Here is a 22,806-nt window from a genome sequence, read left to right as displayed (position 1 = left end):
GGACCGGGACGGACACACCGCTGGTGTACCAGTTGTTCCGCCAGGAGCACCGCTGGGTAGCTATGTGTGGACGGGATAAGTGCTGAAAGCATCTAAGCACGAAGCCCCCCTCAAGATGAGATTTCCCATGACGCGAGTCAGTAAGACCCCTCAGAGATGATGAGGTCGATAGGTCCGAGGTGGAAGCGTGGCGACACGTGGAGCTGACGGATACTAATCGGTCGAGGACTTAACCAAGCGATGCAGGACCTTCGTTATCAGTTTTGAAGGTGCAACCTTCACAAGTGAAAAAAGGTCCGGTGACGATGGCGAAGAGGTCACACCCGTTCCCATCCCGAACACGGCCGTTAAGCTCTTCAGCGCCGATGGTAATGGGGGGGCGACCCCCTGTGAGAGTAGGACGTTGCCGGGCCGCACTTCACAACAGCATATCCGAATAAAAATCAAGGTTGACATTTTTTGTAGAAGCAGTTAAAATAACTGCCGTGGGTTTTTGAAATGCCGGCCTAGCTCAATTGGTAGAGCAACTGAATCGTAATCAGTGGGTTGGGGGTTCGAGTCCTCTGGCCGGCACCATTTTTATTTATAATCGTTTGCTGAAACTGAAACGCCTCACACCCGAACATAATGAAATTGAAATCTTTTTCGTTTGAGCACCGCGCTCAAACGCTGTATTTTTAGATATACCAAGCTCATACACCGTTTTTCCTCATGAGCCATTAGCTCAGCTGGTAGAGCAACGAGCACGGCATCTGCCGAATCAGCGGCGAGTTGTCTCGAGGAATCCCGCTTCGGAGCGATGCGAGAAGACGCAGAGACAGTGACGAACATCTGCGGAATATGCCGCGAGTTGCGAAAACAAGCTATGCTGCCTGAAATACTGCGGTTTTCGCATCGAACAAGAAATGGCATCAATCAAGCACCAAGCTCATACATCATTTATCCATATGAGCCATTAGCTCAGTTGGTAGAGCATCTGACTTTTAATCAGAGGGTCGAAGGTTCGAATCCTTCATGGCTCACCATTTTTATTTTGTTCTCTTTGCGGGTGTGGCGGAATTGGCAGACGCGCTAGACTTAGGATCTAGTGTCTTTGACGTGGGGGTTCAAGTCCCTCCACCCGCATTGAAGCTACGTCGTGCGGAAGTAGTTCAGTGGTAGAACACCACCTTGCCAAGGTGGGGGTCGCGGGTTCAAGTCCCGTCTTCCGCTCCATATTCATTCGATATGCGCCCTTAGCTCAACTGGATAGAGCGTCTGACTACGGATCAGAAGGTTAGGGGTTCGACTCCTCTAGGGCGCGCCACTTCATTCCATTGTGTGGCGAGTCTGCCACGCCGAACGGGAAGTGGCTCAGCTTGGTAGAGCACCTGGTTTGGGACCAGGGGGTCGCAGGTTCAAATCCTGTCTTCCCGACCATGTCGTTTGGGGCCTTAGCTCAGCTGGGAGAGCACCTGCTTTGCAAGCAGGGGGTCAGCGGTTCGATCCCGCTAGGCTCCACCAACCTTTACAAAATAATACGCGACGCGAAGAAATATAAAAAACTGGCTTCGGCCAGTTTTTTTCTTTACTTGGATCGGCTTGCTCGGTTCATCGCGTCAGGTGATGATTTGGGTATCAGGCCATGAATGAGGGATCTCAGCGGATGGCTTGTCGTCGCGCAAATGGCCATTTATCCGGGAGCGGTTGTTTAAATAGGCTTTACTAAAAATTAAATAATCATGGGTCTGTTTAACATCAGCAAAACAACATTGTGATAAACTTTAGGCAATCGCATAGAATGCCATCAATACAAGGGGGGATGATCTACAGTGGCTTGGATGCATCACGACTTGGTCACCATTATCATTCGTCTTTTAACCGCCGCCATATTAAGCGGACTAATCGGATGGGAACGCGAGGTCAAACGGCATCCGGCGGGGTTCAGAACGCATATGCTCGTCGGTGTCGGTGCCTGCTTGATGATGATATTGTCGCTTTTTGGTTTTAACGACGTCATCCAATCGAACGCCCGCATCCAATATGATCCGTCACGGCTGCCTTCTTATGTCATCAGCGGCATCGGCTTTCTTGGCGCGGGCACCATCATGGTGCACGGTATTACCGTAAAGGGCTTGACGACTGCCGCGTCCATTTGGGTGGTATCCGGCATCGGGTTGGTGGTTGGCGCCGGCATGTATCTGGTCGCGCTGTTCACGACGCTCATCGTCATTTTAAGTTTAATTTTCTTGAATAAATGGGAACACTTTATGCTGAAGCCGTCCAAAAAGGGATCGCTGTATCTTCTCGTTGAAAATAAAGGCGTGCCGTTGTCGGCAATACTGGGCTTATTGGAAAAGCATCAAATCAGAGTGGAGAAAATAGACGTGGAAAACGTCGCAGAGGACGAAAACCATTTGGTCAAATACTGTTTTGACGTCGCGATGCAGAACGGAGATGCTCTGCCGTTTGCCTGCGATGAACTCGTGGAACTTCAAGCGGTGCGGAAGGTGTATACAAAAGAATAAGGCATCTAGATGCTTTGCAAAATAGGAAAATCGGTATATAATTATTGTCAAAGATAGTCAAAGTCAAAAGGGGGAGGTGGGCTTGTGGCGAACATTTCAGACATCATTGAAGCATATATAAAAAAGATATTCAGCGGTCAGAATGAGATTGAAATTAAGCGCAGCGAGCTCGCCGATCACTTCCAATGCGTCCCTTCACAAATCAATTATGTGCTCAAAACCCGGTTTACCATCGAACGCGGTTATATTGTCGAGAGTAAGCGCGGCGGCGGCGGTTATATTCGCATCATTAAAGTCCGCCCCAATGATGAGGCGGAATTGATCGACGAGATGTATCGACTGATCGGAGACCGCATTTCACAGGCCAAATCCCATGCCATGATCGTGCGTTTGTACGAAGAAGGCTTGATCAGCGAACGGGAAGCGAAGCTGATGATCAGCGCCGTTGACCGGACCGTTTTGGATTTGAACATCCCGTTGCGCGATGAGGTGCGGGCCAACATTTTAAAGTCAATGCTTCAAGCGTTGAAATATAAAATGTGAGTAAAAGGCAGGATGCCGAAGGGAGATCGTCGCTTATGGAATGCCAAGAATGTCATTTGCGGCCGGCAACGCTGCATTTTACAAAAATCGTGAACGGCAAGAAAATGGAAGTCCATCTCTGCGAGCAATGCGCACGGGAAAAAGGCGAAGTCATGGCGGGCTCCAACGCGTTTTCCATTCATAATTTATTGTCCGGCCTGCTGAATTTCGAAGAAATGGCCGGGCATTCCGATCCGTTCGAAGAGCCGTCGGTTTTGCAATGTCCGAAGTGCGGATTGACCTACAGTGACTTCATAAAAGTGGGGAAATTCGGCTGCGCCGAGTGCTATCGGGCCTTTCGCGATCGTCTGGATCCGATTCTTCGGAAGGTCCATGCCGGCAATACCGTCCATACCGGCAAAGTTCCGAAGCGGACGGGCAAAGGCATCAGCATTAAGAGAAAAATAAAAGAGTTGAAAGAAAAGCTGCAGCGTTTGGTTGCAAATGAAGAATTCGAAGAAGCGGCGAAGGTCAGGGACGAAATTCGCGCTTTGGAAAAAGAGGGGGATGTATCGTGACCCTCAGGCGCTTTATCGATCAAGCGGTGAGCCCATGGATGCAAGGCGATGGGCCGAACGTGGATATCGTTCTGAGCAGCCGGATTCGGCTGGCGCGCAATTTGACGGAATTCGCCTTCCCCGTCATGGCGACGGAAAGCCAGGCGAAAAAAGCTTTGGACTTCATCAGGGAGCGGCTGGAAGGCGCCGAATACCACTCGCTCGGCAAGTTTGCCTGGATCGATATGGACCGGTTGGAACCGATTGAAAAACGGGTGCTGGTCGAAAAGCACCTCATCAGTCCATATCTGGTGGAAGAGTCCGTGCACAGCGCGGCCTTGATCAATGACGCCGAGTCCGTCAGCATCATGGTCAACGAAGAGGATCATCTCCGCATCCAATGTTTGTTTCCCGGGTTTCAACTGAACGAAGCGTTGACCCTGGCCAATGGCATCGACGACTGGCTCGAACAGAAATTCACCTTTGCCTTTGATGAACAAAGAGGCTATCTGACGAGCTGCCCGACCAACGTCGGGACGGGTCTGCGGGCTTCGGTCATGATTCACCTTCCCGCGTTGATGATTACGCAGCGGATGAACCGGATCGCTCCGGCGATCAACCAATTCGGGCTCGTCATTCGCGGCATTTACGGAGAGGGCAGTGAAGCGCTTGGCAACGTCTTTCAAATTTCGAACCAAATCACGCTGGGCAAATCCGAAGAAGACATCGTTGAGGATTTGCGCGGCGTCGTGATGCAGCTCATCCAGCAGGAGAACGCCGCGCGCCGAGACCTGATGAATTTTTCGAGAATCCAGTTGGAAGATCGGGTATTCCGTTCTTACGGCGTGTTGGCGAACAGCCGGATCATTCCGTCGAAAGAAGCGGCAAAATGTTTATCCGACGTTCGCCTCGGCGTCGATCTCGGTTTGATCAAAGGCGTCACCCGAAATGTCTTGAATGAGCTGATGGTGTTGACCCAACCGGGATTCTTGCAACACTACTTCAAAGAAACGCTGGAACCGGAAGAAAGGGATGTCCGACGCGCGACATTGATTAGGGAACGCCTGAAAAAAACCGGGTTGGATGACCCGATTGAATGAGGAGGTCGAAGAACGATGATGTTTGGTCGTTTTACCGAAAGAGCCCAAAAGGTCTTGGCGCTTGCGCAGGAAGAAGCGGTTCGTCTCGGACACAGCAATGTCGGCACCGAGCACATTCTGCTCGGGCTTGTCCGTGAAGGCGAAGGCATCGCGGCCAAAGCCTTAAAGGCATTGAATTTGACCCCGGAAAAAATACAGCGGGAAGTCGAAGCGCTCATCGGGCGCGGCGGTGAACTCGATCAGCCGCCCCACTACACCCCGAGGGCAAAACAGGTCATCGAATTGTCGATGGACGAAGCGAGAAAACTCGGGCATTCCTACGTTGGCACCGAACATATTCTCCTCGGCTTGATCCGTGAAGGCGAAGGCGTGGCGGCCCGGGTGTTGAATAATTTGGGCGTCAGCCTAAACAAAGCGCGTCAGCAGGTGCTTCAGCTTCTCGGCAGCCATGAAGCGGCGTCGGCCCAACAGGGGCGTGCGGCGAATGCCAGCACGCCGACGCTGGACAGCTTGGCCCGGGATCTGACGGCGCAAGCGAGAGAAGGCGGATTGGATCCGGTCATCGGCCGGAGCAAGGAAATCGAACGGGTCATCGAAGTATTGAGCCGGCGCACGAAAAACAATCCCGTGCTGATCGGCGAACCCGGCGTCGGTAAAACGGCGATCGCCGAGGGGCTTGCTCAGCAAATCGTCAATAATGAAGTGCCGGAAATTCTCCGCGATAAACGGGTCATGACGCTTGATATGGGGACGGTCGTCGCCGGCACGAAATATCGCGGCGAATTCGAAGATCGTTTGAAAAAGGTGATGGATGAAATCCGCCAAGCGGGCAACATCATCTTGTTCATCGATGAACTGCACACCTTGATCGGCGCCGGCGGAGCCGAAGGAGCCATCGACGCGTCCAACATTTTAAAACCGTCGCTCGCGCGCGGCGAACTGCAGTGCATCGGCGCGACGACGCTCGACGAGTATCGGAAATACATCGAAAAAGACGCAGCGTTGGAACGCCGGTTTCAGCCCATCAAGGTCGAGGAACCGACACCGGAAGAATCGGTTTTGATATTAAAAGGTTTGCGCGACCGCTATGAGGCTCACCACCGCGTCAAAATCACCGACGAAGCGATCGAGGCGGCCGTCAAGCTGTCGGATCGCTACATCACGGACCGGTTCTTGCCGGACAAAGCGATCGACCTCATCGATGAAGCGGCCTCCAAAGTGCGTTTGCGCGCTTATACGGCGCCGCCGAACTTAAAGGAACTGGAACAAAAATTGGAAGAAGTGAAGAAGGAAAAGGATGCCGCCGTCCAAAGCCAAGAATTTGAAAAGGCCGCATCTTTGCGCGACACGGAACAACGCCTGAAAGAAGAACTTGAAAAAACAAAACAGGAATGGAAGCAAAAACAAGGTCAAGAGAATGCGGAGGTCACGCCGGAAGATGTCGCCGTCGTCGTTTCCAATTGGACGGGAGTGCCGGTGTCTAAGCTTGCCGAAGAAGAAAGCGAACGGCTTCTTCGCATGGAAGAGATTTTGCACAAGCGCGTCATTGGCCAGGACGAGGCGGTCAAGGCGGTTTCGCAAGCGATTCGCCGGGCCCGCGCCGGATTGAAAGATCCGAAGCGCCCGATCGGTTCCTTCATTTTTCTCGGTCCTACCGGCGTCGGGAAGACCGAGCTCGCTCGGGCGGTGGCGGAAGCCCTGTTCGGCGATGAAGACGCCATTATCCGCATCGACATGTCCGAATACATGGAAAAACATACGACGTCCCGTCTCGTCGGCTCGCCTCCGGGCTACGTCGGCCACGAAGAAGGCGGCCAGTTGACCGAAAAAGTCCGCCAGAAACCGTACTCCGTCATCCTTCTTGATGAAATCGAAAAGGCGCATCCCGACGTCTTCAACATTCTTTTGCAAGTCTTGGATGACGGGCGTTTGACCGACGCCAAAGGGCGGACGGTGGATTTCAGGAACACCGTCATCATCATGACGTCCAATGTCGGTGCGGACACACTCAGAAGGAACAAACACGTCGGCTTTGCCATCAGCGGTGAGGAAGCCGCATACAGCGACATGAAATCGAAGGTGATGGATGAACTCAAGCGCACGTTCCGTCCCGAATTTCTCAACCGCATCGACGAAATCATCGTCTTCCATGAATTAAACAAAGAACACCTGAAGAAGATCGTCGGTCTGTTGGTCGATCAATTGAAGGCGCGGCTGAAAGAGCACGGCATCGAGCTCGAATTGAGCGAGGCGGCGATCAACCGCATCGCCGAAGAAGGGTACGATCCCGAATACGGCGCGCGGCCGCTCAAGAGGGCGATCCAGCGGAAGGTGGAAGACAAACTCTCTGAAGAGCTCCTGAAAGGCAACATTGAGAAAGGAAGCAAGGTTCTCATCGATTATCGCAACAATGAATATGTCGTCGAAAAGATAGCGGAAAAAATACTGTAATTTGATGGAACGCATTCACATATATCAATGGATGGACGCGCGCCTTTCATCCCCGGGTATGTTAGAATTGTAATAATCAAGAACTGGGGATGGATATGATGGCCAAAGTTAAAACGGTTTTTCTCTGTCAATCCTGCGGTTATGAAAGTCCTAAGTGGATGGGCAAATGTCCGGGCTGCGGGCAATGGAATACGCTGGTGGAAGAAGTCGTCCGGCGCACGGCGGACAATGGCGGATTGCGCGCGGCCCGGACGCCGGGCAAACCGGTTCCGATCAGCCGGATCGAACGGACCGAAGAAAGACGGATTTCCACTCGTGCTGCGGAGCTCGACCGCGTGTTGGGCGGCGGCATCGTGCCCGGCTCCTTGGTCCTCGTCGGCGGCGATCCGGGCATCGGAAAGTCGACCTTGCTCTTGCAGATGTCCGATGAATTGGCCAAATCCGGTCATCACGTCCTGTACGTTTCCGGCGAGGAATCCGTGAAACAGACTAAAATGCGCGCGGAACGGCTCGGAATCTCATCCGACGATTTGTACGTCATGGCTGAAACCGATATCGATGAAATCGAACGGCGCATTGAAGAAGCGCATCCCGAATTATTGATCATCGATTCCATTCAAACCGTGTACAGCGGCGATGTGGCGTCGGCGCCCGGCAGCGTCTCGCAAGTGCGGGAATGCACGGGGCGCCTCATGCGCATCGCTAAAACGAAGGGCATCGCGACGTTTATCGTCGGTCACGTGACGAAGGACGGAGCGATTGCCGGCCCGCGCCTGTTGGAGCATATGGTCGACGCCGTCCTGTATTTTGAAGGCGAGCGCCACCACACTTACCGCATTTTAAGAGCGGTGAAAAACCGCTTCGGATCAACCAATGAAATCGGCATTTTTGAAATGAAGGAAACGGGGCTGTCGGAGGTTGTCAACCCTTCGGAAATTTTTTTGCAAGAACGGACGAAGGGAGTAGCCGGCTCGACGGTCGTTGCCGCGATGGAAGGGACGCGGCCGGTCCTCGTCGAGATTCAAGCGCTCGTTGCTCCGACCAGTTACGGCAATGCGCGGCGTATGGCGACGGGGATCGATCCCAACCGCGTTTCTTTGCTCATGGCGGTGCTTGAAAAACGCGTCGGGTTGCTGTTGCAAAACCATGATGCTTACGTCAATGTCGCCGGCGGCGTGCGGCTCGATGAACCGGCGACGGATTTGGCGGTCACGCTGAGCATCGCCTCGAGCTTTCGCGATGAGCCGACGGAACCGACAGACGTTGTGATCGGTGAAGTCGGATTGACCGGTGAAGTCCGCCGCGTGTCGCGCATCGAGCAGCGCATCGTTGAGGCGCAAAAACTCGGGTTTAAACGCGCGATTATCCCGAAGCAAAACCTCGGCGGCTGGAAAGAACCGGAAGGGATTCAAGTGATCGGCGTTTCGTCGGTCAAAGAAGCGATGGAATGGGCTTTAGGAAAGCGGACGCAGAATGCGGCGACCGCAGCGGATGAGGGGCGCGGAGACTTTTGGATCTGATCGATTGACTTTTAAATATGACTGGTGTATCCTATTAATTTATTATTGACATCGGATTTGGCCGTGTGTTAAGGTGAACAGAGAACCATCGATTGTTTTAATTACCATATTATTACAACCAAATCGTCCGGATTGTGGGAAATTCTCGACATCGAGTTTCAAAAAATAGATTCTGTCTATAATGATAGGAGGAGGTGACATGCGTTGATTAAACGAATCATCCAGCTGTTCTTCATTTTTATCGGGGGAACGCTTGGTTACGTTTATATTCCGAAACTGATTGTGCTGTTGAATGTTGGAGACGGTTCAAACTGGTTGACGTCACCGTACACGGGTGCGATCATCGGCGCCGCTCTATTTTTCTTTTTAACCCTCTTTTTTGTCGATTCGATCGTTCAAGCCATCAAGCTTTTTGAAGAAAAAATCATCAAAGCGCCCGTCACGGATGTTTTGTTCGGCACCCTTGGGCTCGTCATCGGCTTGATCGTCGCCTTCCTCATACAGATTCCGCTCAATAATGTGAAATTGGCAGCCATCAGTACGGTTCTTCCAATTTTTATCTCGTTGTTTCTCGGCTATTTCGGTTTCCAAATCGGTTTCAAAAAGCGGGATGAACTCATTAATCTTTTACAGATCTCTGGGAGAACGAAGGAAAAGAAAAAGGATCCTGAAGATAGAAAAGATCCGTCGCTGAAAATTTTGGACACGAGCGTCATCATCGACGGCCGGATTGCGGACATTTGCCAAACCGGTTTTTTGGAAGGCACTTTGGTCATTCCGCGATTTGTTTTGGAGGAACTGCAGCACATCGCCGATTCATCGGACGTCCTGAAAAGAAACCGCGGGCGCCGCGGTTTGGATATTCTCAATAAAATCCAAAAAGAATTGGCGGTTAAAGTGGAAATCTATGAAGGCGATTTTGACGACGTATCCGAAGTCGACAGCAAACTGGTCAAGCTCGCCCAATTGACGGGCGGTGTCGTCGTCACCAACGATTTTAACTTGAATAAAGTGTGCGAGCTGCAAGGCGTCAAGGTATTAAACATTAATGACTTGGCCAATGCCGTCAAGCCGGTTGTTTTGCCGGGAGAAGAAATGAAGGTTCAGGTGATTAAGGACGGGAAAGAACAAAACCAAGGCGTCGGTTATCTGGACGACGGCACGATGATCGTCGTGGAAGACGGGCGCGGTCACATCGGCAAAACGATCGATGTCGTCGTCACGAGCGTCTTGCAGACGTCGGCTGGGCGCATGATTTTCGCAAAGCCGAAACTCTTGGAACAGGCATTGTAGTCGGAGGCAATCATGGGTTATCAAGTGATTATACCGGCCGCGGGGAGCGGCCGCAGAATGGGGGCCGGTCAAAACAAACTGCTTCTCAAAGTCGCCGGCGCCCCCATCATCGTGCACACGCTCCGCGTCTTTGAAAGCGACAGCGATTGTAAGAGAATCATTCTTGCCGTCAAGCCGGAAGAACGCGAAGAATTTGAGCGCCTGGTGAAAGAAGCGGGGTTCAAAAAAATCGGCGCTTACGTCCAAGGCGGCGGCGAACGGCAAGACAGCGTGCGTGAAGGATTGTCCGCTACGGATGGCGACGGCGTCGTCGTCATCCACGACGGGGCACGTCCTTTCGTGACGGCGGATCTGATCAAAAGAGTCGTTCAAACAGCCGAAACGTGGGGCGCCGCGATCGCGGCCGTCCCCGTAAAGGACACGATAAAAAAAGTCATCAGCGATCAAGTGAAGGAAACCGTGAATCGCGAAAGCTTGTGGGCTGCTCAGACGCCGCAAGCTTTTCGTCGTGATTTGATCATCCGCGCCCATCAATGGGCGCTCGAAAACAAACGGACGGCAACAGACGACGCTTCGCTTGTTGAAGCGATGGGGGAAGCGGTGCGAATCGTCCAGGGCGATGACCGCAATATTAAAATCACCACCCGCAACGACCTTCTGATGGCGGAGTTCATCATCAAAACGGAAATGAGGGAAAATGCAAATGCGCATCGGACAAGGGTTTGACGTCCACCGCTTTGAAAAAGGCCGCCCGCTGATCATCGGCGGTGTGACGATTCCTTATGAGAAGGGACTGGCCGGCCATTCCGACGCCGACGTGTTGCTGCATGCGATCGCCGACGCATTGCTCGGAGCGATCAGTGCGGGCGACATTGGCCGCCACTTTCCGGACGATGATCCGAAATACAAAGGCGCCGATTCCAAACGCCTTTTGAGAACGGTTTGGGAAATGGTCAAAAAGGAAGGCTTTGTGCTCGGCAACGTGGATGCGGTCATCATCGCCCAAAAGCCCAAGATGGCCCCGCACATTCCCGAAATGATTTCCGTGATCGCCGGCATTCTTGAATGCGATGAAAAGCGGATCAACATCAAGGCGACGACCACCGAACAACTCGGATTTACCGGCCGGGGAGAGGGCATCGCCGCCCAAGCCGTCTGTTTGATTGAGAACGGGAATTGACCGTGCTACAATAGATGAGACAATAAGAAGATCGGGTGATATCATGGGAAATGAAGTCAGGGTTCGCTATGCGCCGAGTCCTACGGGGCATTTACATATAGGCGGTGCGAGAACGGCTTTATTTAATTATTTGTACGCCAGACATTTTAACGGCAAGTTCATCATTCGTATAGAAGATACCGACATCAAGCGCAACGTCGAGGGCGGCGAGTATAACCAGCTCGAATATTTAAAATGGCTCGGCATCGAATGGGATGAGAGCATTGATGTCGGCGGCGAATACGGCCCTTACCGCCAAACCGAGCGATTGGACATTTATGAAAAATACTGGAGAGAGCTGCTTGACAAAGGGCTCGCTTACAAGTGTTACTGCACGGAAGAAGAGCTGGAAAGAAGCCGGGAAGAGCAAATGGCCCGCGGCGAAGCGCCGAAATATTCCGGGCGCTGCCGCCATCTCACCGACGAAGAGCGGAAACGCTTCGAAGCCGAAGGCCGCAAGCCGACCATTCGCTTCAGAGTGCCAGAAGGCAAAGTTTACGCGTTCGACGACATGGTCAAAGGGCGCGTCTCGTTCGATTCGGACGGCATCGGCGATTTTGTCATCGTGAAGCAAAACGGCATACCGACTTATAACTTTGCCGTCACGATCGACGACCATTTGATGAAGATTTCCCACGTTTTGCGCGGGGAAGAGCACATCTCCAATACGCCCAAACAACTGATGTTGTATGAAGCCTTCGGCTGGGAGGCGCCGGTCTTTGCCCACATGACGCTGATCGTCGGCGAAAACCGGAAAAAGCTGAGCAAACGCGATGAATCCGTCATTCAATTCGTTGAACAATACCGCGATCTCGGCTATCTTCCCGAAGCTTTGTTGAACTTCATCGCTCTCCTCGGCTGGTCGCCGGAAGGGGAAGAAGAGCTTTTCACCCGCGATGAGCTCATCAAAATTTTTGATCCGAACCGGTTGAACACGTCCCCGGCGGTTTTCGATCCGAAGAAGCTCGCTTGGATGAACAACCAATATATTAAAAAGGCTGACTTGGACACGGTCATCGATCTCGCCCTGCCCCATTTGATCAAGGCGGGCAAGGTCGCTGAACCCCTTGATGAAAAAAAGCGCGAGTGGGTGGCGGAACTCATCGCCCTTTACCGCGATCAGTTGCAATACGGGGCGGAGATCGTTGAACTCACCGAGTTGTTTTTCCAAGACGATATCTCGTATAATGAAGAAGCGATGGAGATCCTTAAAGGAGAACACGTTCCCGAAGTGTTGCGCGTGTTGAAAAGCAGACTGGAGACGCTCGACGATTGGAAGGCTGACCACATTAAGCCGGAAATCCGGGCGACGCAAAAGGAAACCGGGCAAAAGGGCAAGAATTTGTTCATGCCGATTCGCGTCGCGACGACCGGTGTGACGCACGGGCCCGAGTTGCCGAAGTCGCTCGCGTTGCTCGGCAAGGATGTCGTGCTCAAGCGGTTGGAATTCGCGCTTGATCTCCTTGAAAAGAAATGACACTTTTTAAGCCTTAATCGGTTATATTGACAATAGAGAAGGATTAAAGCGTTGACGGGGAGAGTAGGCGCCGCGCCTCGCCTGACAGAGAGAACCGCCTAGGCTGAGAGCGGTTTAGGCGATGCGGCATCCGAAATGCACCCCTGAGCCTTCCGCTGAAACGATTGTCGGAGTAGGCGGAAGCGGTCACCGGCCGTTAAGCGGAGAAGCGGGATGGCCGCATGGCCGTCCAAACAGAGTGGAACCGCGCGCGATGAGCGTCTCTGTGTCCTGATGACACGGAGGCGCTTTTTAGTTAGAAGTTCAACCTGGAGGTGAACTCGGCATGTTTAAACGTCTGCGGGAGGATATCGCGGTCGTCTTTGACCAAGATCCTGCCGCACGCAGCACCTTGGAAGTCATTTTGACGTACTCCGGTTTGCATGCGATATGGGCTCACCGCATTGCACACTGGTTTTATAAGAAGAAACGCTATTTTATCGCCCGGGTGATTTCGCAGATCAGCCGTTTTTTTACCGGTATTGAAATCCATCCGGGAGCCAAGATCGGCCGCCGGTTCTTCATCGATCACGGCATGGGCGTCGTCATCGGCGAAACATGCGAAATTGGCGACGATGTCACGATTTATCAAGGCGTTACCCTCGGCGGAACGGGAAAAGAGAAAGGCAAACGCCATCCGACCATCGGCAATAACGTTCTCATTTCATCCGGCGCTAAAGTGCTCGGATCGATTACCATCGGAGACAACTCAAAAGTCGGGGCGGGCTCGGTCGTGTTGGAAGACGTGCCGCCGAACTCGACGGTCGTCGGCATTCCCGGGCGCGTCGTCCGACAAAACGGCGTTCGTGTGCGAAAGCCGTTGGACCATTCGAATCTGCCCGATCCCGTCGCAGAAAAATTGGAAAGAATGGAGCGGGAAATCGCTCGGCTTAAAGGGGAAATCGAAGCGTTGAAGAAAGGACGTGTGTGGGATGAGTCTCAGAGTGTTTAATACGTTGACGAGACAAAAGGAACCGTTCCAACCCATAGAAGAAGGTAAAGTTAAAATGTATGTATGCGGCCCGACGGTTTACAACTACATTCACATCGGCAACGCGCGGGCGGCCGTCGTTTTCGACACCGTGCGCAGGTACCTCGAGTACATTGGATATGAAGTCACCTTCGTGTCCAATTTTACCGACGTTGACGATCGGCTCATCAACGCGTCGAAAGAACGGGGCGAAAGCGTACCGGAAATCGCCGAACGCTTCATTAAGGCGTACCGGGAGGACGTCGGCGCCCTCAACGTGCGCCCGGCCGACGTTCATCCGCGGGCGACGGAGACGATACCGGAGATCATCGCGTTTATACAAAAACTTATCGATAAAGGCTATGCCTACGAGGCGGGCGGCGACGTTTATTTCCGCACGAAAAAGTTTCGCGATTACGGGAAATTGTCCCATCAATCCATCGATGAGCTAAAGGTCGGCGCGCGCATTCAGGTCGGCGAGCACAAGGAGGATCCTCTTGATTTCGCGCTTTGGAAAGCCGCCAAACCGGGGGAAATCAAGTGGGATAGCCCTTGGGGCGAAGGCCGTCCGGGTTGGCACATCGAGTGCTCGGCGATGGTCGAGAAATATCTTGGAAATACCATTGACATCCACGCCGGCGGCCAAGATTTGACGTTCCCGCATCATGAAAACGAAATCGCCCAATCCGAAGCGCTTCACGGTCAAATCATGGCGAAATATTGGCTGCACAACGGATACCTTAATATTAACAATGAAAAAATGTCGAAATCCCTCGGCAACGTCATCTTGGTCCGCGATTTGATCAAAGCTTACGATCCGAATGTGGTTCGGTTCTTTATTCTGACCGTCCATTATCGCCATCCGATCAATTTCAGCGACGACTTGCTGAAGAGCGCCGCCCAGTCGTTTGAACGCTTGCGCATCACGCATCTCAACCTCCGGCATCGCTTGGAAAAGAGCGCCGATCTGTTGGAGGAAGAGAAGGAGAAGGTCTGGACGGCGAAGACGGATGAATTCCGGCGTCGGTTTAAAGAGGAAATGGACGATGATTTCAATACGGCCAATGCCATTTCCGTGCTGTTTGACGTGGCGAAAGAAGCCAATGTGATCTTGCAGGACAAAAACTCTTCCCGCCAAGTTTTGCAGGCTTATCTCGACCTTTTGGATGAATTTGCGAACGTCCTCGGCCTGACGCTTAAGCAAGACGTCGTGCTCGATGAAGACATCGAAGCGTTGATCAAGCGCCGGGAAGAGGCCCGCAAGATGAAAGATTTCGCGACGGCCGACCGCATTCGCGATGAGCTGAAGGCCAAAGGCGTGATTTTGGAAGATACGCCGCAGGGCGTGCGTTGGAGAAGAATTTAGGTGATGGGCTTGGAAAAAGTCGATCCCCATTTCGTCAACAGCCTCACGCTGGCCTACATCGGCGATGCCGTCATGGAGCTTAACGTGCGCCTCCGCCTTGTCCAAAGCGGAGCGGTAAAACCGAAAGCGTTGCATCGGGCGGCGACCCGTTTCGTTTCGGCCAAAGCGCAGGCGGCTTCCGTCTACGCTTTGACGACTTCCGGTTTTTTTACGGAAGAAGAGGAAGCGATTTTAAAGCGTGGGCGGAACGCCAAATCCCAAACCGTTCCCAAAAATACCGATGTTCAAACCTACCGTTGGAGCACGGCTCTCGAAGCCCTAGTCGGCCATCTCTATCTATCCGGTCAAAAACAACGCCTGCAAGAATTGCTGGACGAAGTGTTTCGGCTCCATGCCGGTGACGTCGAAACCGAAGGATAACCGGCGAATATTTTATAGCAAAGGAGGGTCGGGCGATGGCGGATGAAATCATCGTCGGGCGCCATCCGGTTGCGGAAGCCCTCCGCTCCGGCCGGGCCATGAACAAGATTTGGATTAACAAGGGCAGCCAACCTTTTGACCAGGCGCTCATGGATCTGATCAAAGAGCGGCATATCGCCGTCAAATTTGTCGCGAAAAAACAATTGGACCAAATTGCCGGGACGGATGCTCACCAAGGCGTGGCGGCTGCGGTCGGCGCCCATCGCTACGCGGAGTTGGAAGACTTGTTCCGCCGGGCTGAAGCCGCGGGGGAAGCGCCGTTCTTTGTCATGTTGGACGGATTGGAGGATCCCCATAATCTCGGTTCTATCTTAAGAACGGCTGACGCCGCGGGCGTGCACGGCGTCATCATTCCGAAAAACCGGGCGGTTGGGCTGACTTCGACCGTCGCCAAAGCGTCGACCGGGGCGATCGAATACGTGCCCGTCGCAAGAGTGATCAATTTGGCCCGCACGATGGAGCACATGAAAGAAAGAGGCGTCTGGTTCGTCGGCACGGACGCATCTGCCCCCCAAGATTATCGCGATTTTCAGGCGGATATGCCCGTGTGCCTCGTCATCGGCAGCGAAGGCAAAGGTTTGTCGCGCCTCGTCAAGGAAAAATGCGATTTCCTTCTCAGCATCCCGATGGTCGGGAAGGTGACTTCCCTGAATGCCTCCGTTGCCGCTGCGCTTCTCATTTACGAGGTTTACCGATTCCGCCGTCCGCTAGGGGTTTGACGGATGGTCGTTTTATTGGTGGACGCCTATAACATCATCGGCGCCTGGCCGGAGCTGAAGCGGTTGAAAGCCATCGATTTGGCCGCGGCAAGGGATCGTCTGATTGATGATATGGCGGAATTTCAGGCTTACACCGGTTGGCGGGTGATCCTCGTTTTTGACGCTCATTTTGTGCCGGGGGCTGAAACGCGGCTAAAGCAATCACAGGTAGAGATCATCTATACCCGAGAAAATGAAACGGCCGACGAAAAGATTGAAAAATTTGTTTCCGAACTCAAAGACGTGCGGACGACCATCTATGTCGCCACCTCCGATTCGATCGAGCAGTGGACGGTGTTTTCAAAGGGCGCCCTCCGCAAACCGGCGCGCGAACTGTACCGCGATATGGAACAGATCAAAAAGCGGATATCCACAATCATTCAGGAGTATCGTCAGCAAAATCGGCGGACGACCGTGGCTTTGGACGACAAATTGACGGCACTGTTTGAAAATTGGCGCCGCGGAAAATAAAATTTGTTGACGATTCAAAATTTTGGTCTGTATAATAGTGGTATATCGGTCTAGAACGGGTCGGGGGGTAGAGTGAGCTTGGAACCGGAACGCACCCATTCGGAATTTGACAAAATGGACGACGAAGACATTGTAAAACGCGTTCACGAAGGCGACCTGCAAGCCCTGGAGTACATGATCAACAAGTATAAAAACTTCGTCCGCGCGAAAGCGAAATCTTACTTTTTAATCGGAGCCGATCGCGAGGACATCATTCAGGAAGGAATGATCGGCCTCTATAAAGCGATCCGCGATTACAAAGGGGACAAGTTTTCCACATTTCGCGCTTTCGCCGAATTGTGTATCACCCGCCAAATGATCACCGCGGTTAAAACGGCCACCCGCCAAAAACATATCCCTTTGAATTCTTATGTTTCGTTGGACAAGCCCATATATGACGATGAATCGGATCGGACGCTGCTCGATGTGATCGGCGGCTCGAGGGTGAGCGATCCCGAGCAATTGCTGATCAACCAAGAAAAATACGATGACATCGAGCTTAAAATGTCAGAAATATTGAGCGATTTGGAGCAAAAAGTGTTGATGCTTTATTTGGATGGGCGGAGTTATCAGGAAATCTCTGCGGATTTAAAGCGGCACGTGAAGTCGATCGACAACGCGCTGCAACGCGTCAAGCGGAAATTGGAACGCTATTTCGAACTGAAGGAGATCAGCCTGTAATCTTCCACCCGCCGCGCCCGCGCCGCGGCGGGGCTTCATTGACAGCTTAATCGCCGCTATGATAAAGTTTAAACAGTGTCTTTCAATATATCTTTAAATTGAAACAGGCTTTCGTTTGGAACGGGTGTTCATATGCGCAAAAAGATTATTTTGGCTTGCGAGGTTTGCCAACAGCGAAATTACACAACCACCAAAAACGCGACGACCCAATCTGAACGGTTATCGATTCGCAAGTTTTGCGTCCGTTGCAATCGGCACACCATACATCGGGAAACGAAGTAAGGTGGACGGGGACAAGCACTTGTTGGGGGTAATCAGTCATGGCAGGGATTTTGAAAAAGTCCAGTCAATTTTTCCGCAACGTGGTCATCGAAATGAAAAAAGTGCGATGGCCTACACGTCAAGAGCTGATCAGTTATACCGTCACGGTGTTGGTCACTGTGGCGTTTTTGGTCATTTTCTTCGGCGTGATCGATTTGGGCATTTCCCAATTGCTGCGCCTCATTACGGAATGACCGATCGGCGGTTAGGGAAAAAGGTCTCGAGAAAGGATTATCGGCTCAATGGAAAAGAATTGGTATGTCATCCACACCTACTCCGGATATGAAAATAAAGTCAAGGCCAATCTTGAAAAGCGCGTCGCTTCCATGGGCATGCAAGACAAGATCTTTCGCATTTTGGTCCCCATGGAAGAAGAAACCGAGATCAAAAACGGCCAAAAAAAGAAGACGATGAAAAAGGTATTTCCGGGGTATGTGTTGACGGAGATGATCATGACCGACGATTCGTGGTATGTAGTGCGTAATACCCCCGGTGTCACAGGATTTGTCGGGTCCTCGGGAGCCGGTTCCAAGCCTACGCCCTTGTTGCCGGAAGAAGTCGACGCGATTCTTAAGAAAATGGGCATTCGTGACAAGAAGCCGGAAGTTGATTTCCAATTGAAGGAACAAGTCAAGGTTAAAGAAGGGCCGTTTGCGGACTTTGTCGGCACCATCGAAAACATTGATGTGGAAAAAGGGAAAGTCAAAGTCCATGTCAACATGTTTGGTCGCGAAACGCCCGTGGAATTGGACTTCGACCAAATCGAAAAGATTTGAGTCGACTTGCAATATGATCGGGCAGAATGTATAATTTTATTGTTTGCAACGACTTTAATGTTCTTTTAGATTCATGAAGTCTTAGCAAATAATCCCTTCACATTTTGCTTAAGCCGGCAAACGGTTCACTTTCGGATCGTTTACCGGTCACGGCGATGTGCCGAACAGGTTGATATAATGGTTTACCGGACGCCTGGGAGAGTGGGAGGGGTGTACCCGTACCACATCACGGACTAAGGAGGTGTGTCTCGTGGCTAAAAAAGTCATCAAGATTGTCAAATTGCAAATTCCGGCCGGTAAAGCCAATCCGGCTCCGCCCGTCGGTCCGGCCCTCGGTCAAGCGGGCATTAACATCATGGGCTTCTGCAAAGAATTTAACGCTCAAACGGCCGACCAAGCCGGTTTGATCATCCCGGTCGAAATCACGGTCTACGAAGACCGTTCGTTTACATTTATCACTAAAACGCCGCCGGCTGCGGTTCTGCTGAAAAAAGAGGCCGGCCTTGAAAAAGGTTCGGGCGAACCGAACCGCAATAAAGTCGCGACGATCAAGCGCGATAAAGTCCGTGCGATCGCTGAACTGAAGATGCCGGATCTGAATGCGGCGAGCGTGGAAGCGGCCATGCGCATGGTCGAAGGCACCGCCCGCAGCATGGGCATTGTCATCGAAGACTAAGCTGCTAAACGCCTAATCACATAAACAAGTTGAGTGATTAGGGCGTGGGCATTGTCATCGAAGACTAAGCTACAAAACGCTCTAATCACGCCATTATTAAGTGATTAGAGTGTGGGCATCGTCATCGAGGATTGCCCGTAAAACGCCCTGATCATGTGCTCATCGCGTGATCAGGGCGCGGGTTGCAATGATTTATCGCGTTTGATCAATCGAGCAAGTCGAAAAAGCCGCTATGGCTTTCGGAGCGGGTTGCGGGCGATTGGCCCGCAACCTCGTTTCAGGTGGGAGGGTAAACCGTTATAACCACAAAGGAGGAATAAAGGATGGCCAAGAAAAGCAAACGTTACTTGGAAGTTGCGAAAAAAGTTGACCGCAACAAAGCGTACGATATTGAAGAAGCCGTTAAATTGGTAAAAGAAATGGCTTCCGCGAAATTCGATGAATCCGTTGACGTCGCCATCCGCCTCGGCATCGATCCGCGCAAAAATGACCAACAAGTGCGCGGCGCCGTCGTCTTGCCGCACGGTACCGGCAAAACCCAACGCGTTCTCGTTCTGGCGAAAGGGGAAAAGGCGAAAGAGGCGGAAGCCGCTGGCGCTGATTACGTCGGCGATCAAGAATACATCGAAAAAATCAGCCAAGGCTGGTTTGAATTCGACGTCATCGTCGCGACGCCGGACATGATGCCGGAAGTTGGTAAACTCGGCCGCGTGCTCGGTCCCAAAGGCCTGATGCCGAACCCGAAAACCGGCACGGTGACCATGGACGTCGCCAAAGCGGTCAAAGAGATCAAAGCCGGTAAAGTGGAATATCGCGCCCATAAAGACGGAAACGTCCACGCGCCGATCGGCAAGGTTTCTTTTGATGATCAAAAGTTGGTGGAAAACTTCCAAGCCTTCTTAGAAGCGATCATCAAAGCGAAACCGGCGGCCGCCAAAGGAACTTACATCAAAAACGTGGCGATTTCGTCGACGATGGGCCCCGGCGTCAAAGTCAACGTGGCAAAATAAATTCAACCTTGACATCGTCAAGGCTGATCAATATAATTTGATTGGCAATTGCATAGCGCATGCCGTAGACAGCAGGTGTGAGCGATCACTTAATATCCTGCCGAGGCGATGGATGTTCGTTTAGGAACATGACCGAACCGACCACTCCGCCTTCATGTCTGCGACATGGAGGCGTTTTAATTGTGCGCCTCAGGCATGTCAAATCCCCGGATCGGGAGGTGTAAAAATGAGCACGAGTGCGATTGAAAGAAAAAAAGAAATCGTTCAAGAAATCACCGAAAAGCTGAAAAACAGCGTTTCGACGGTCATCGTCGACTATCGCGGCCTCAACGTCCAAGAAGTGACGGAGCTTCGGAAGCAGCTGCGTGAAGCGGGCATCGACTTCAAAGTTTATAAAAACACGCTGCTCCGCCGCGCTGCCGCCGAAGCCGATTTGGAAGGCCTCAACGAATACTTCGTCGGACCGACGGCGATCGCTTTCAGCAAAGAAGACGTCGTTGCCCCCGCGAAATTGCTCCACAATTTCGCCAAAGACCATGATGCCTTGCAAATCAAATCCGGCGTGATCGAAGGCGCGATCGCTTCGGTCGACGACATCAAAGCGCTGGCCGAATTGCCGTCGCGCGAAGGGCTGCTCTCCATGTTGCTCAGCGTCCTTCAAGCGCCGATGCGCAATTTCGCGTTGGCCGTCAAAGCGGTTGCCGATCAAAAAGAAGAACAAGGCGCTTAAGCCTTTATCGCTTTGCGTTTGAACGGATTGGATGAAACCCAAGGAATCCCGCTTTTGCCCGGTGCAAACAGCGGAGAAGCGATGAAAAGATGCGATTCATAAAAGGAGGATCAATCATGACCAAAGAGGAAATTATCAGCGCGATAAAAGAAATGACCGTTTTGGAACTCAATGATCTCGTCAAAGCCATTGAAGAAGAATTCGGCGTAACGGCTGCCGCGCCGGTCGCTATCCAAGGCGTTGCTGGCGGTGAAGCCGCTGCCGAAGAAAAAACCGAATTCGACGTCATTTTGGCTGATGCCGGCGCTACGAAAATCAAAGTCATCAAAGTTGTCCGTGAAATCACGGGTCTCGGCTTGAAAGAAGCGAAAGACCTCGTCGACAACGCGCCGAAGCCGATTAAAGAAGGCGTCGGCAAAGAAGAAGCCGAAGAAATCAAGGCGAAACTTGAAGAAGTCGGCGCTTCTGTTGAATTGAAATAGGAATTAAACAACCGGAGAACAAGCCCGCTGTGTTTCGCGGGCTTGTTTGCTTTCATGGGCGGGCGTTGCCGAATCGCGTACCGGATGCAACGCCTTCACCCGAATCCGTGTCGGCTGACAAACTCTCTTTACGGACATTTCAATGTATAGATTATCGTTAAATGGCGGCAAACTGCTGAGGAATGACACATTAGAAAGAATGAAGGCTTTCAAGGCTGCCGGTTCGGCCGCCTTGATCTTTTAAAAAGACGGAGGCACGCGATGAAAGAGCACTATTTCAGCCAAACCCCTCAGTCCGAAAGCCGTCCGCGCGAGTTGGACGTCGAAGTGGGCGGCGTCCGGCTTTCGCTTAGGACCGATCGCGGCGTTTTTTCAAAAGATGCCGTCGATTACGGCTCGAGGTTGCTCATCGAAACCTTTGTCCCTCCCGAAACCGACGGTCCGCTGTTGGACATCGGGTGCGGATATGGGGTGATCGGCCTGGCTGTCGCCAAACGTTACCCGAATCGCCCGCTCGTCATGGCGGACATCAATGAACGCGCCGTGAGCCTTGCGGATTTCAACGCCAGGCAGAACGGCGTCGAGGCGGACGTGTACCAAAGCGATCTGTACGAAAACGTCACCGGCCATTTTGCCGCCATCCTCTCCAATCCGCCGATTCGGGCCGGAAAAAAGGTGGTTCACGATCTTTTTGCGGGAGCGCGGGACCGCTTGCTTACCGGCGGTGAGCTGTGGGTCGTGATCCAAAAGAAACAAGGCGCCCCTTCCGCTTTAAAAAAACTTCAAGAACTGTATGGCGATGCCGAAATCGTCGAAAGGAGCAAAGGCTATCACATCCTGCGGGCGGTCAAAGGCGCGGATGGCGAGTGAGTCTTGATGGCGTCGGTTTTGCGATTCAAATCTTGATAGGTTTTAATGCTGAGGGCCATTGAAGCTCCGTTCGTTTCGGCGATCCCTCTTTTTCCATTCCATCCCCCTTGTTCGAACCGTGTCAAACACAAAAAAATGTGTCAAGCGTCAGTGAAAATGTCATACTAACGCGTCAGTGAATATGTCACTGATATATTTACTTTGACCTCAGTTCATTCAAGCCGGTTTCAGTTCCTTTGAATTCGTGGGCCTATATTTGCGCCAAGGATGATCAGGTCCTGGCTTGTACGATTTCTTTTCTGAGCTCTCCTTTTTCTTTTCAGGAGTTTTTGCCGCTTTGTTCCGGGTTGCTTCCATCAAGGGGTAGGGCTTACTTTGTACCAGACAAACAGTCTGCCATCCAGCGTTTTTCGGACTTCCACCGGCGTTTTGGCCGGAATGGTTGGACTGGAATTTGGGACGTCGAGGATGTACGTTTTTCCTCGGTAGGA

At 52.2% G+C, this 22,806-nt stretch carries 24 protein-coding genes, 7 tRNA genes, 2 rRNA genes and 2 other annotated features; all 33 genes read left to right on the top strand.

Annotated elements, in window-relative coordinates; translation table 11 throughout:
* Positions 1-237, top strand: a 23S ribosomal RNA gene (locus CCB157_RS10855); the annotation flags it as partial.
* A gap of 58 nt (positions 238-295) precedes the next feature.
* Positions 296-412: ribosomal RNA gene (gene rrf / locus CCB157_RS10850) — 5S ribosomal RNA — on the top strand.
* An 88-nt stretch (positions 413-500) separates the two neighbouring features.
* A tRNA-Thr gene (locus CCB157_RS10845) sits at positions 501-576 on the top strand.
* Positions 577-949: 373 nt separating this feature from the next.
* Positions 950-1,025: transfer RNA gene (locus tag CCB157_RS10840), tRNA-Lys, on the top strand.
* Positions 1,026-1,044: 19 nt separating this feature from the next.
* A tRNA-Leu gene (locus tag CCB157_RS10835) sits at positions 1,045-1,125 on the top strand.
* A 15-nt stretch (positions 1,126-1,140) separates the two neighbouring features.
* A tRNA-Gly gene (locus CCB157_RS10830) sits at positions 1,141-1,215 on the top strand.
* A gap of 14 nt (positions 1,216-1,229) precedes the next feature.
* Positions 1,230-1,306 (top strand) — tRNA-Arg (locus CCB157_RS10825).
* A 36-nt stretch (positions 1,307-1,342) separates the two neighbouring features.
* A tRNA-Pro gene (locus CCB157_RS10820) sits at positions 1,343-1,419 on the top strand.
* Between the two features lie 8 nt (positions 1,420-1,427).
* Positions 1,428-1,503: transfer RNA gene (locus CCB157_RS10815), tRNA-Ala, on the top strand.
* A 317-nt stretch (positions 1,504-1,820) separates the two neighbouring features.
* Positions 1,821-2,507, top strand: a complete 687-nt coding sequence (locus CCB157_RS10810) for an MgtC/SapB family protein (protein WP_077615916.1) — start codon at positions 1,821-1,823, stop codon at positions 2,505-2,507.
* An 84-nt stretch (positions 2,508-2,591) separates the two neighbouring features.
* Positions 2,592-3,050 carry a CtsR family transcriptional regulator gene (locus CCB157_RS10805; RefSeq protein WP_077615913.1) on the top strand — a complete coding sequence of 153 codons (459 nt, stop codon included), beginning with the start codon at positions 2,592-2,594 and terminating at the stop codon, positions 3,048-3,050.
* A gap of 35 nt (positions 3,051-3,085) precedes the next feature.
* A complete protein-coding gene (gene mcsA / locus CCB157_RS10800; RefSeq protein ID WP_077615912.1) occupies positions 3,086-3,607 on the top strand; it encodes a protein-arginine kinase activator protein McsA in 522 nt (173 codons plus the stop codon).
* On the top strand, positions 3,604-4,686 hold the full coding sequence (gene mcsB / locus CCB157_RS10795; RefSeq protein WP_077615911.1) for a protein-arginine kinase McsB: 1,083 nt from the start codon (positions 3,604-3,606) through the stop codon (positions 4,684-4,686). The genes mcsA and mcsB overlap by 4 nt, the downstream gene beginning before the upstream one ends.
* A gap of 15 nt (positions 4,687-4,701) precedes the next feature.
* Entirely contained in the window at positions 4,702-7,137 is a 2,436-nt protein-coding gene (gene clpC / locus CCB157_RS10790; protein WP_077615910.1) for an ATP-dependent protease ATP-binding subunit ClpC, read from the top strand.
* Positions 7,138-7,235: 98 nt separating this feature from the next.
* Positions 7,236-8,657, top strand: coding sequence for a DNA repair protein RadA (gene radA, locus CCB157_RS10785; RefSeq protein ID WP_077615909.1), 1,422 nt, complete (start codon positions 7,236-7,238; stop codon positions 8,655-8,657).
* Positions 8,658-8,861: 204 nt separating this feature from the next.
* Positions 8,862-9,950: a PIN/TRAM domain-containing protein gene (locus CCB157_RS10780; RefSeq protein ID WP_077615908.1), complete on the top strand. Its 1,089-nt coding sequence runs from the start codon at positions 8,862-8,864 to the stop codon at positions 9,948-9,950.
* Positions 9,951-9,962: 12 nt separating this feature from the next.
* Positions 9,963-10,676 carry a 2-C-methyl-D-erythritol 4-phosphate cytidylyltransferase gene (gene ispD / locus CCB157_RS10775; protein ID WP_077615907.1) on the top strand — a complete coding sequence of 238 codons (714 nt, stop codon included), beginning with the start codon at positions 9,963-9,965 and terminating at the stop codon, positions 10,674-10,676.
* A complete protein-coding gene (gene ispF / locus CCB157_RS10770) occupies positions 10,654-11,130 on the top strand; it encodes a 2-C-methyl-D-erythritol 2,4-cyclodiphosphate synthase (protein ID WP_077615906.1) in 477 nt (158 codons plus the stop codon). The genes ispD and ispF overlap by 23 nt, the downstream gene beginning before the upstream one ends.
* A gap of 43 nt (positions 11,131-11,173) precedes the next feature.
* Positions 11,174-12,646 (top strand): glutamate--tRNA ligase, encoded by a 1,473-nt coding sequence (gene gltX, locus CCB157_RS10765; protein ID WP_077615905.1) that lies wholly within the window; start codon positions 11,174-11,176, stop codon positions 12,644-12,646.
* Between the two features lie 42 nt (positions 12,647-12,688).
* Positions 12,689-12,914, top strand: a binding site (T-box leader).
* Between the two features lie 57 nt (positions 12,915-12,971).
* Positions 12,972-13,637: a serine O-acetyltransferase gene (cysE, locus tag CCB157_RS10760; RefSeq protein WP_077615904.1), complete on the top strand. Its 666-nt coding sequence runs from the start codon at positions 12,972-12,974 to the stop codon at positions 13,635-13,637.
* Entirely contained in the window at positions 13,618-15,021 is a 1,404-nt protein-coding gene (gene cysS, locus CCB157_RS10755) for a cysteine--tRNA ligase (protein ID WP_077615903.1), read from the top strand. Before cysE ends, cysS begins: the two co-directional genes overlap by 20 nt.
* A 3-nt stretch (positions 15,022-15,024) precedes the next feature.
* On the top strand, positions 15,025-15,441 hold the full coding sequence (locus CCB157_RS10750) for a Mini-ribonuclease 3 (RefSeq protein ID WP_077615915.1): 417 nt from the start codon (positions 15,025-15,027) through the stop codon (positions 15,439-15,441).
* A gap of 35 nt (positions 15,442-15,476) precedes the next feature.
* Positions 15,477-16,220 carry a 23S rRNA (guanosine(2251)-2'-O)-methyltransferase RlmB gene (rlmB, locus tag CCB157_RS10745; protein ID WP_077615902.1) on the top strand — a complete coding sequence of 248 codons (744 nt, stop codon included), beginning with the start codon at positions 15,477-15,479 and terminating at the stop codon, positions 16,218-16,220.
* Between the two features lie 3 nt (positions 16,221-16,223).
* Positions 16,224-16,730, top strand: coding sequence for an NYN domain-containing protein (locus tag CCB157_RS10740; RefSeq protein ID WP_077615901.1), 507 nt, complete (start codon positions 16,224-16,226; stop codon positions 16,728-16,730).
* Between the two features lie 78 nt (positions 16,731-16,808).
* A complete protein-coding gene (gene sigH / locus CCB157_RS10735; protein WP_439951319.1) occupies positions 16,809-17,450 on the top strand; it encodes an RNA polymerase sporulation sigma factor SigH in 642 nt (213 codons plus the stop codon).
* Between the two features lie 132 nt (positions 17,451-17,582).
* Entirely contained in the window at positions 17,583-17,732 is a 150-nt protein-coding gene (rpmG, locus tag CCB157_RS10730; protein ID WP_077615899.1) for a 50S ribosomal protein L33, read from the top strand.
* 38 nt (positions 17,733-17,770) lie between these two features.
* Positions 17,771-17,965, top strand: a complete 195-nt coding sequence (gene secE, locus CCB157_RS10725; protein WP_238594669.1) for a preprotein translocase subunit SecE — start codon at positions 17,771-17,773, stop codon at positions 17,963-17,965.
* A 48-nt stretch (positions 17,966-18,013) separates the two neighbouring features.
* Complete coding sequence (gene nusG, locus CCB157_RS10720; RefSeq protein WP_077615898.1) at positions 18,014-18,547, top strand: transcription termination/antitermination protein NusG; 534 nt, start codon at positions 18,014-18,016, stop codon at positions 18,545-18,547.
* 250 nt (positions 18,548-18,797) lie between these two features.
* Entirely contained in the window at positions 18,798-19,223 is a 426-nt protein-coding gene (gene rplK, locus CCB157_RS10715; RefSeq protein WP_143287012.1) for a 50S ribosomal protein L11, read from the top strand.
* A gap of 323 nt (positions 19,224-19,546) precedes the next feature.
* Positions 19,547-20,233 (top strand): 50S ribosomal protein L1, encoded by a 687-nt coding sequence (gene rplA, locus CCB157_RS10710; RefSeq protein WP_077615896.1) that lies wholly within the window; start codon positions 19,547-19,549, stop codon positions 20,231-20,233.
* A 44-nt stretch (positions 20,234-20,277) separates the two neighbouring features.
* Positions 20,278-20,422, top strand: a sequence feature (ribosomal protein L10 leader region).
* Positions 20,423-20,459: 37 nt separating this feature from the next.
* Positions 20,460-20,963 (top strand): 50S ribosomal protein L10, encoded by a 504-nt coding sequence (rplJ, locus tag CCB157_RS10705; protein ID WP_077615895.1) that lies wholly within the window; start codon positions 20,460-20,462, stop codon positions 20,961-20,963.
* Positions 20,964-21,079: 116 nt separating this feature from the next.
* A complete protein-coding gene (gene rplL, locus CCB157_RS10700; RefSeq protein ID WP_077615894.1) occupies positions 21,080-21,445 on the top strand; it encodes a 50S ribosomal protein L7/L12 in 366 nt (121 codons plus the stop codon).
* Between the two features lie 261 nt (positions 21,446-21,706).
* Complete coding sequence (locus CCB157_RS10695) at positions 21,707-22,315, top strand: class I SAM-dependent methyltransferase (protein ID WP_077615893.1); 609 nt, start codon at positions 21,707-21,709, stop codon at positions 22,313-22,315.
* Positions 22,316-22,806: the final 491 nt, after the last annotated feature.

Source organism: Caenibacillus caldisaponilyticus, from assembly GCF_002003465.1.
GTDB lineage: Bacteria > Bacillota > Bacilli > Bacillales > Sporolactobacillaceae > Caenibacillus > Caenibacillus caldisaponilyticus.
The sequence above is the reverse complement of the archived record's forward strand: the minus strand, read 5'-3'. Positions and strand labels throughout refer to the sequence as shown.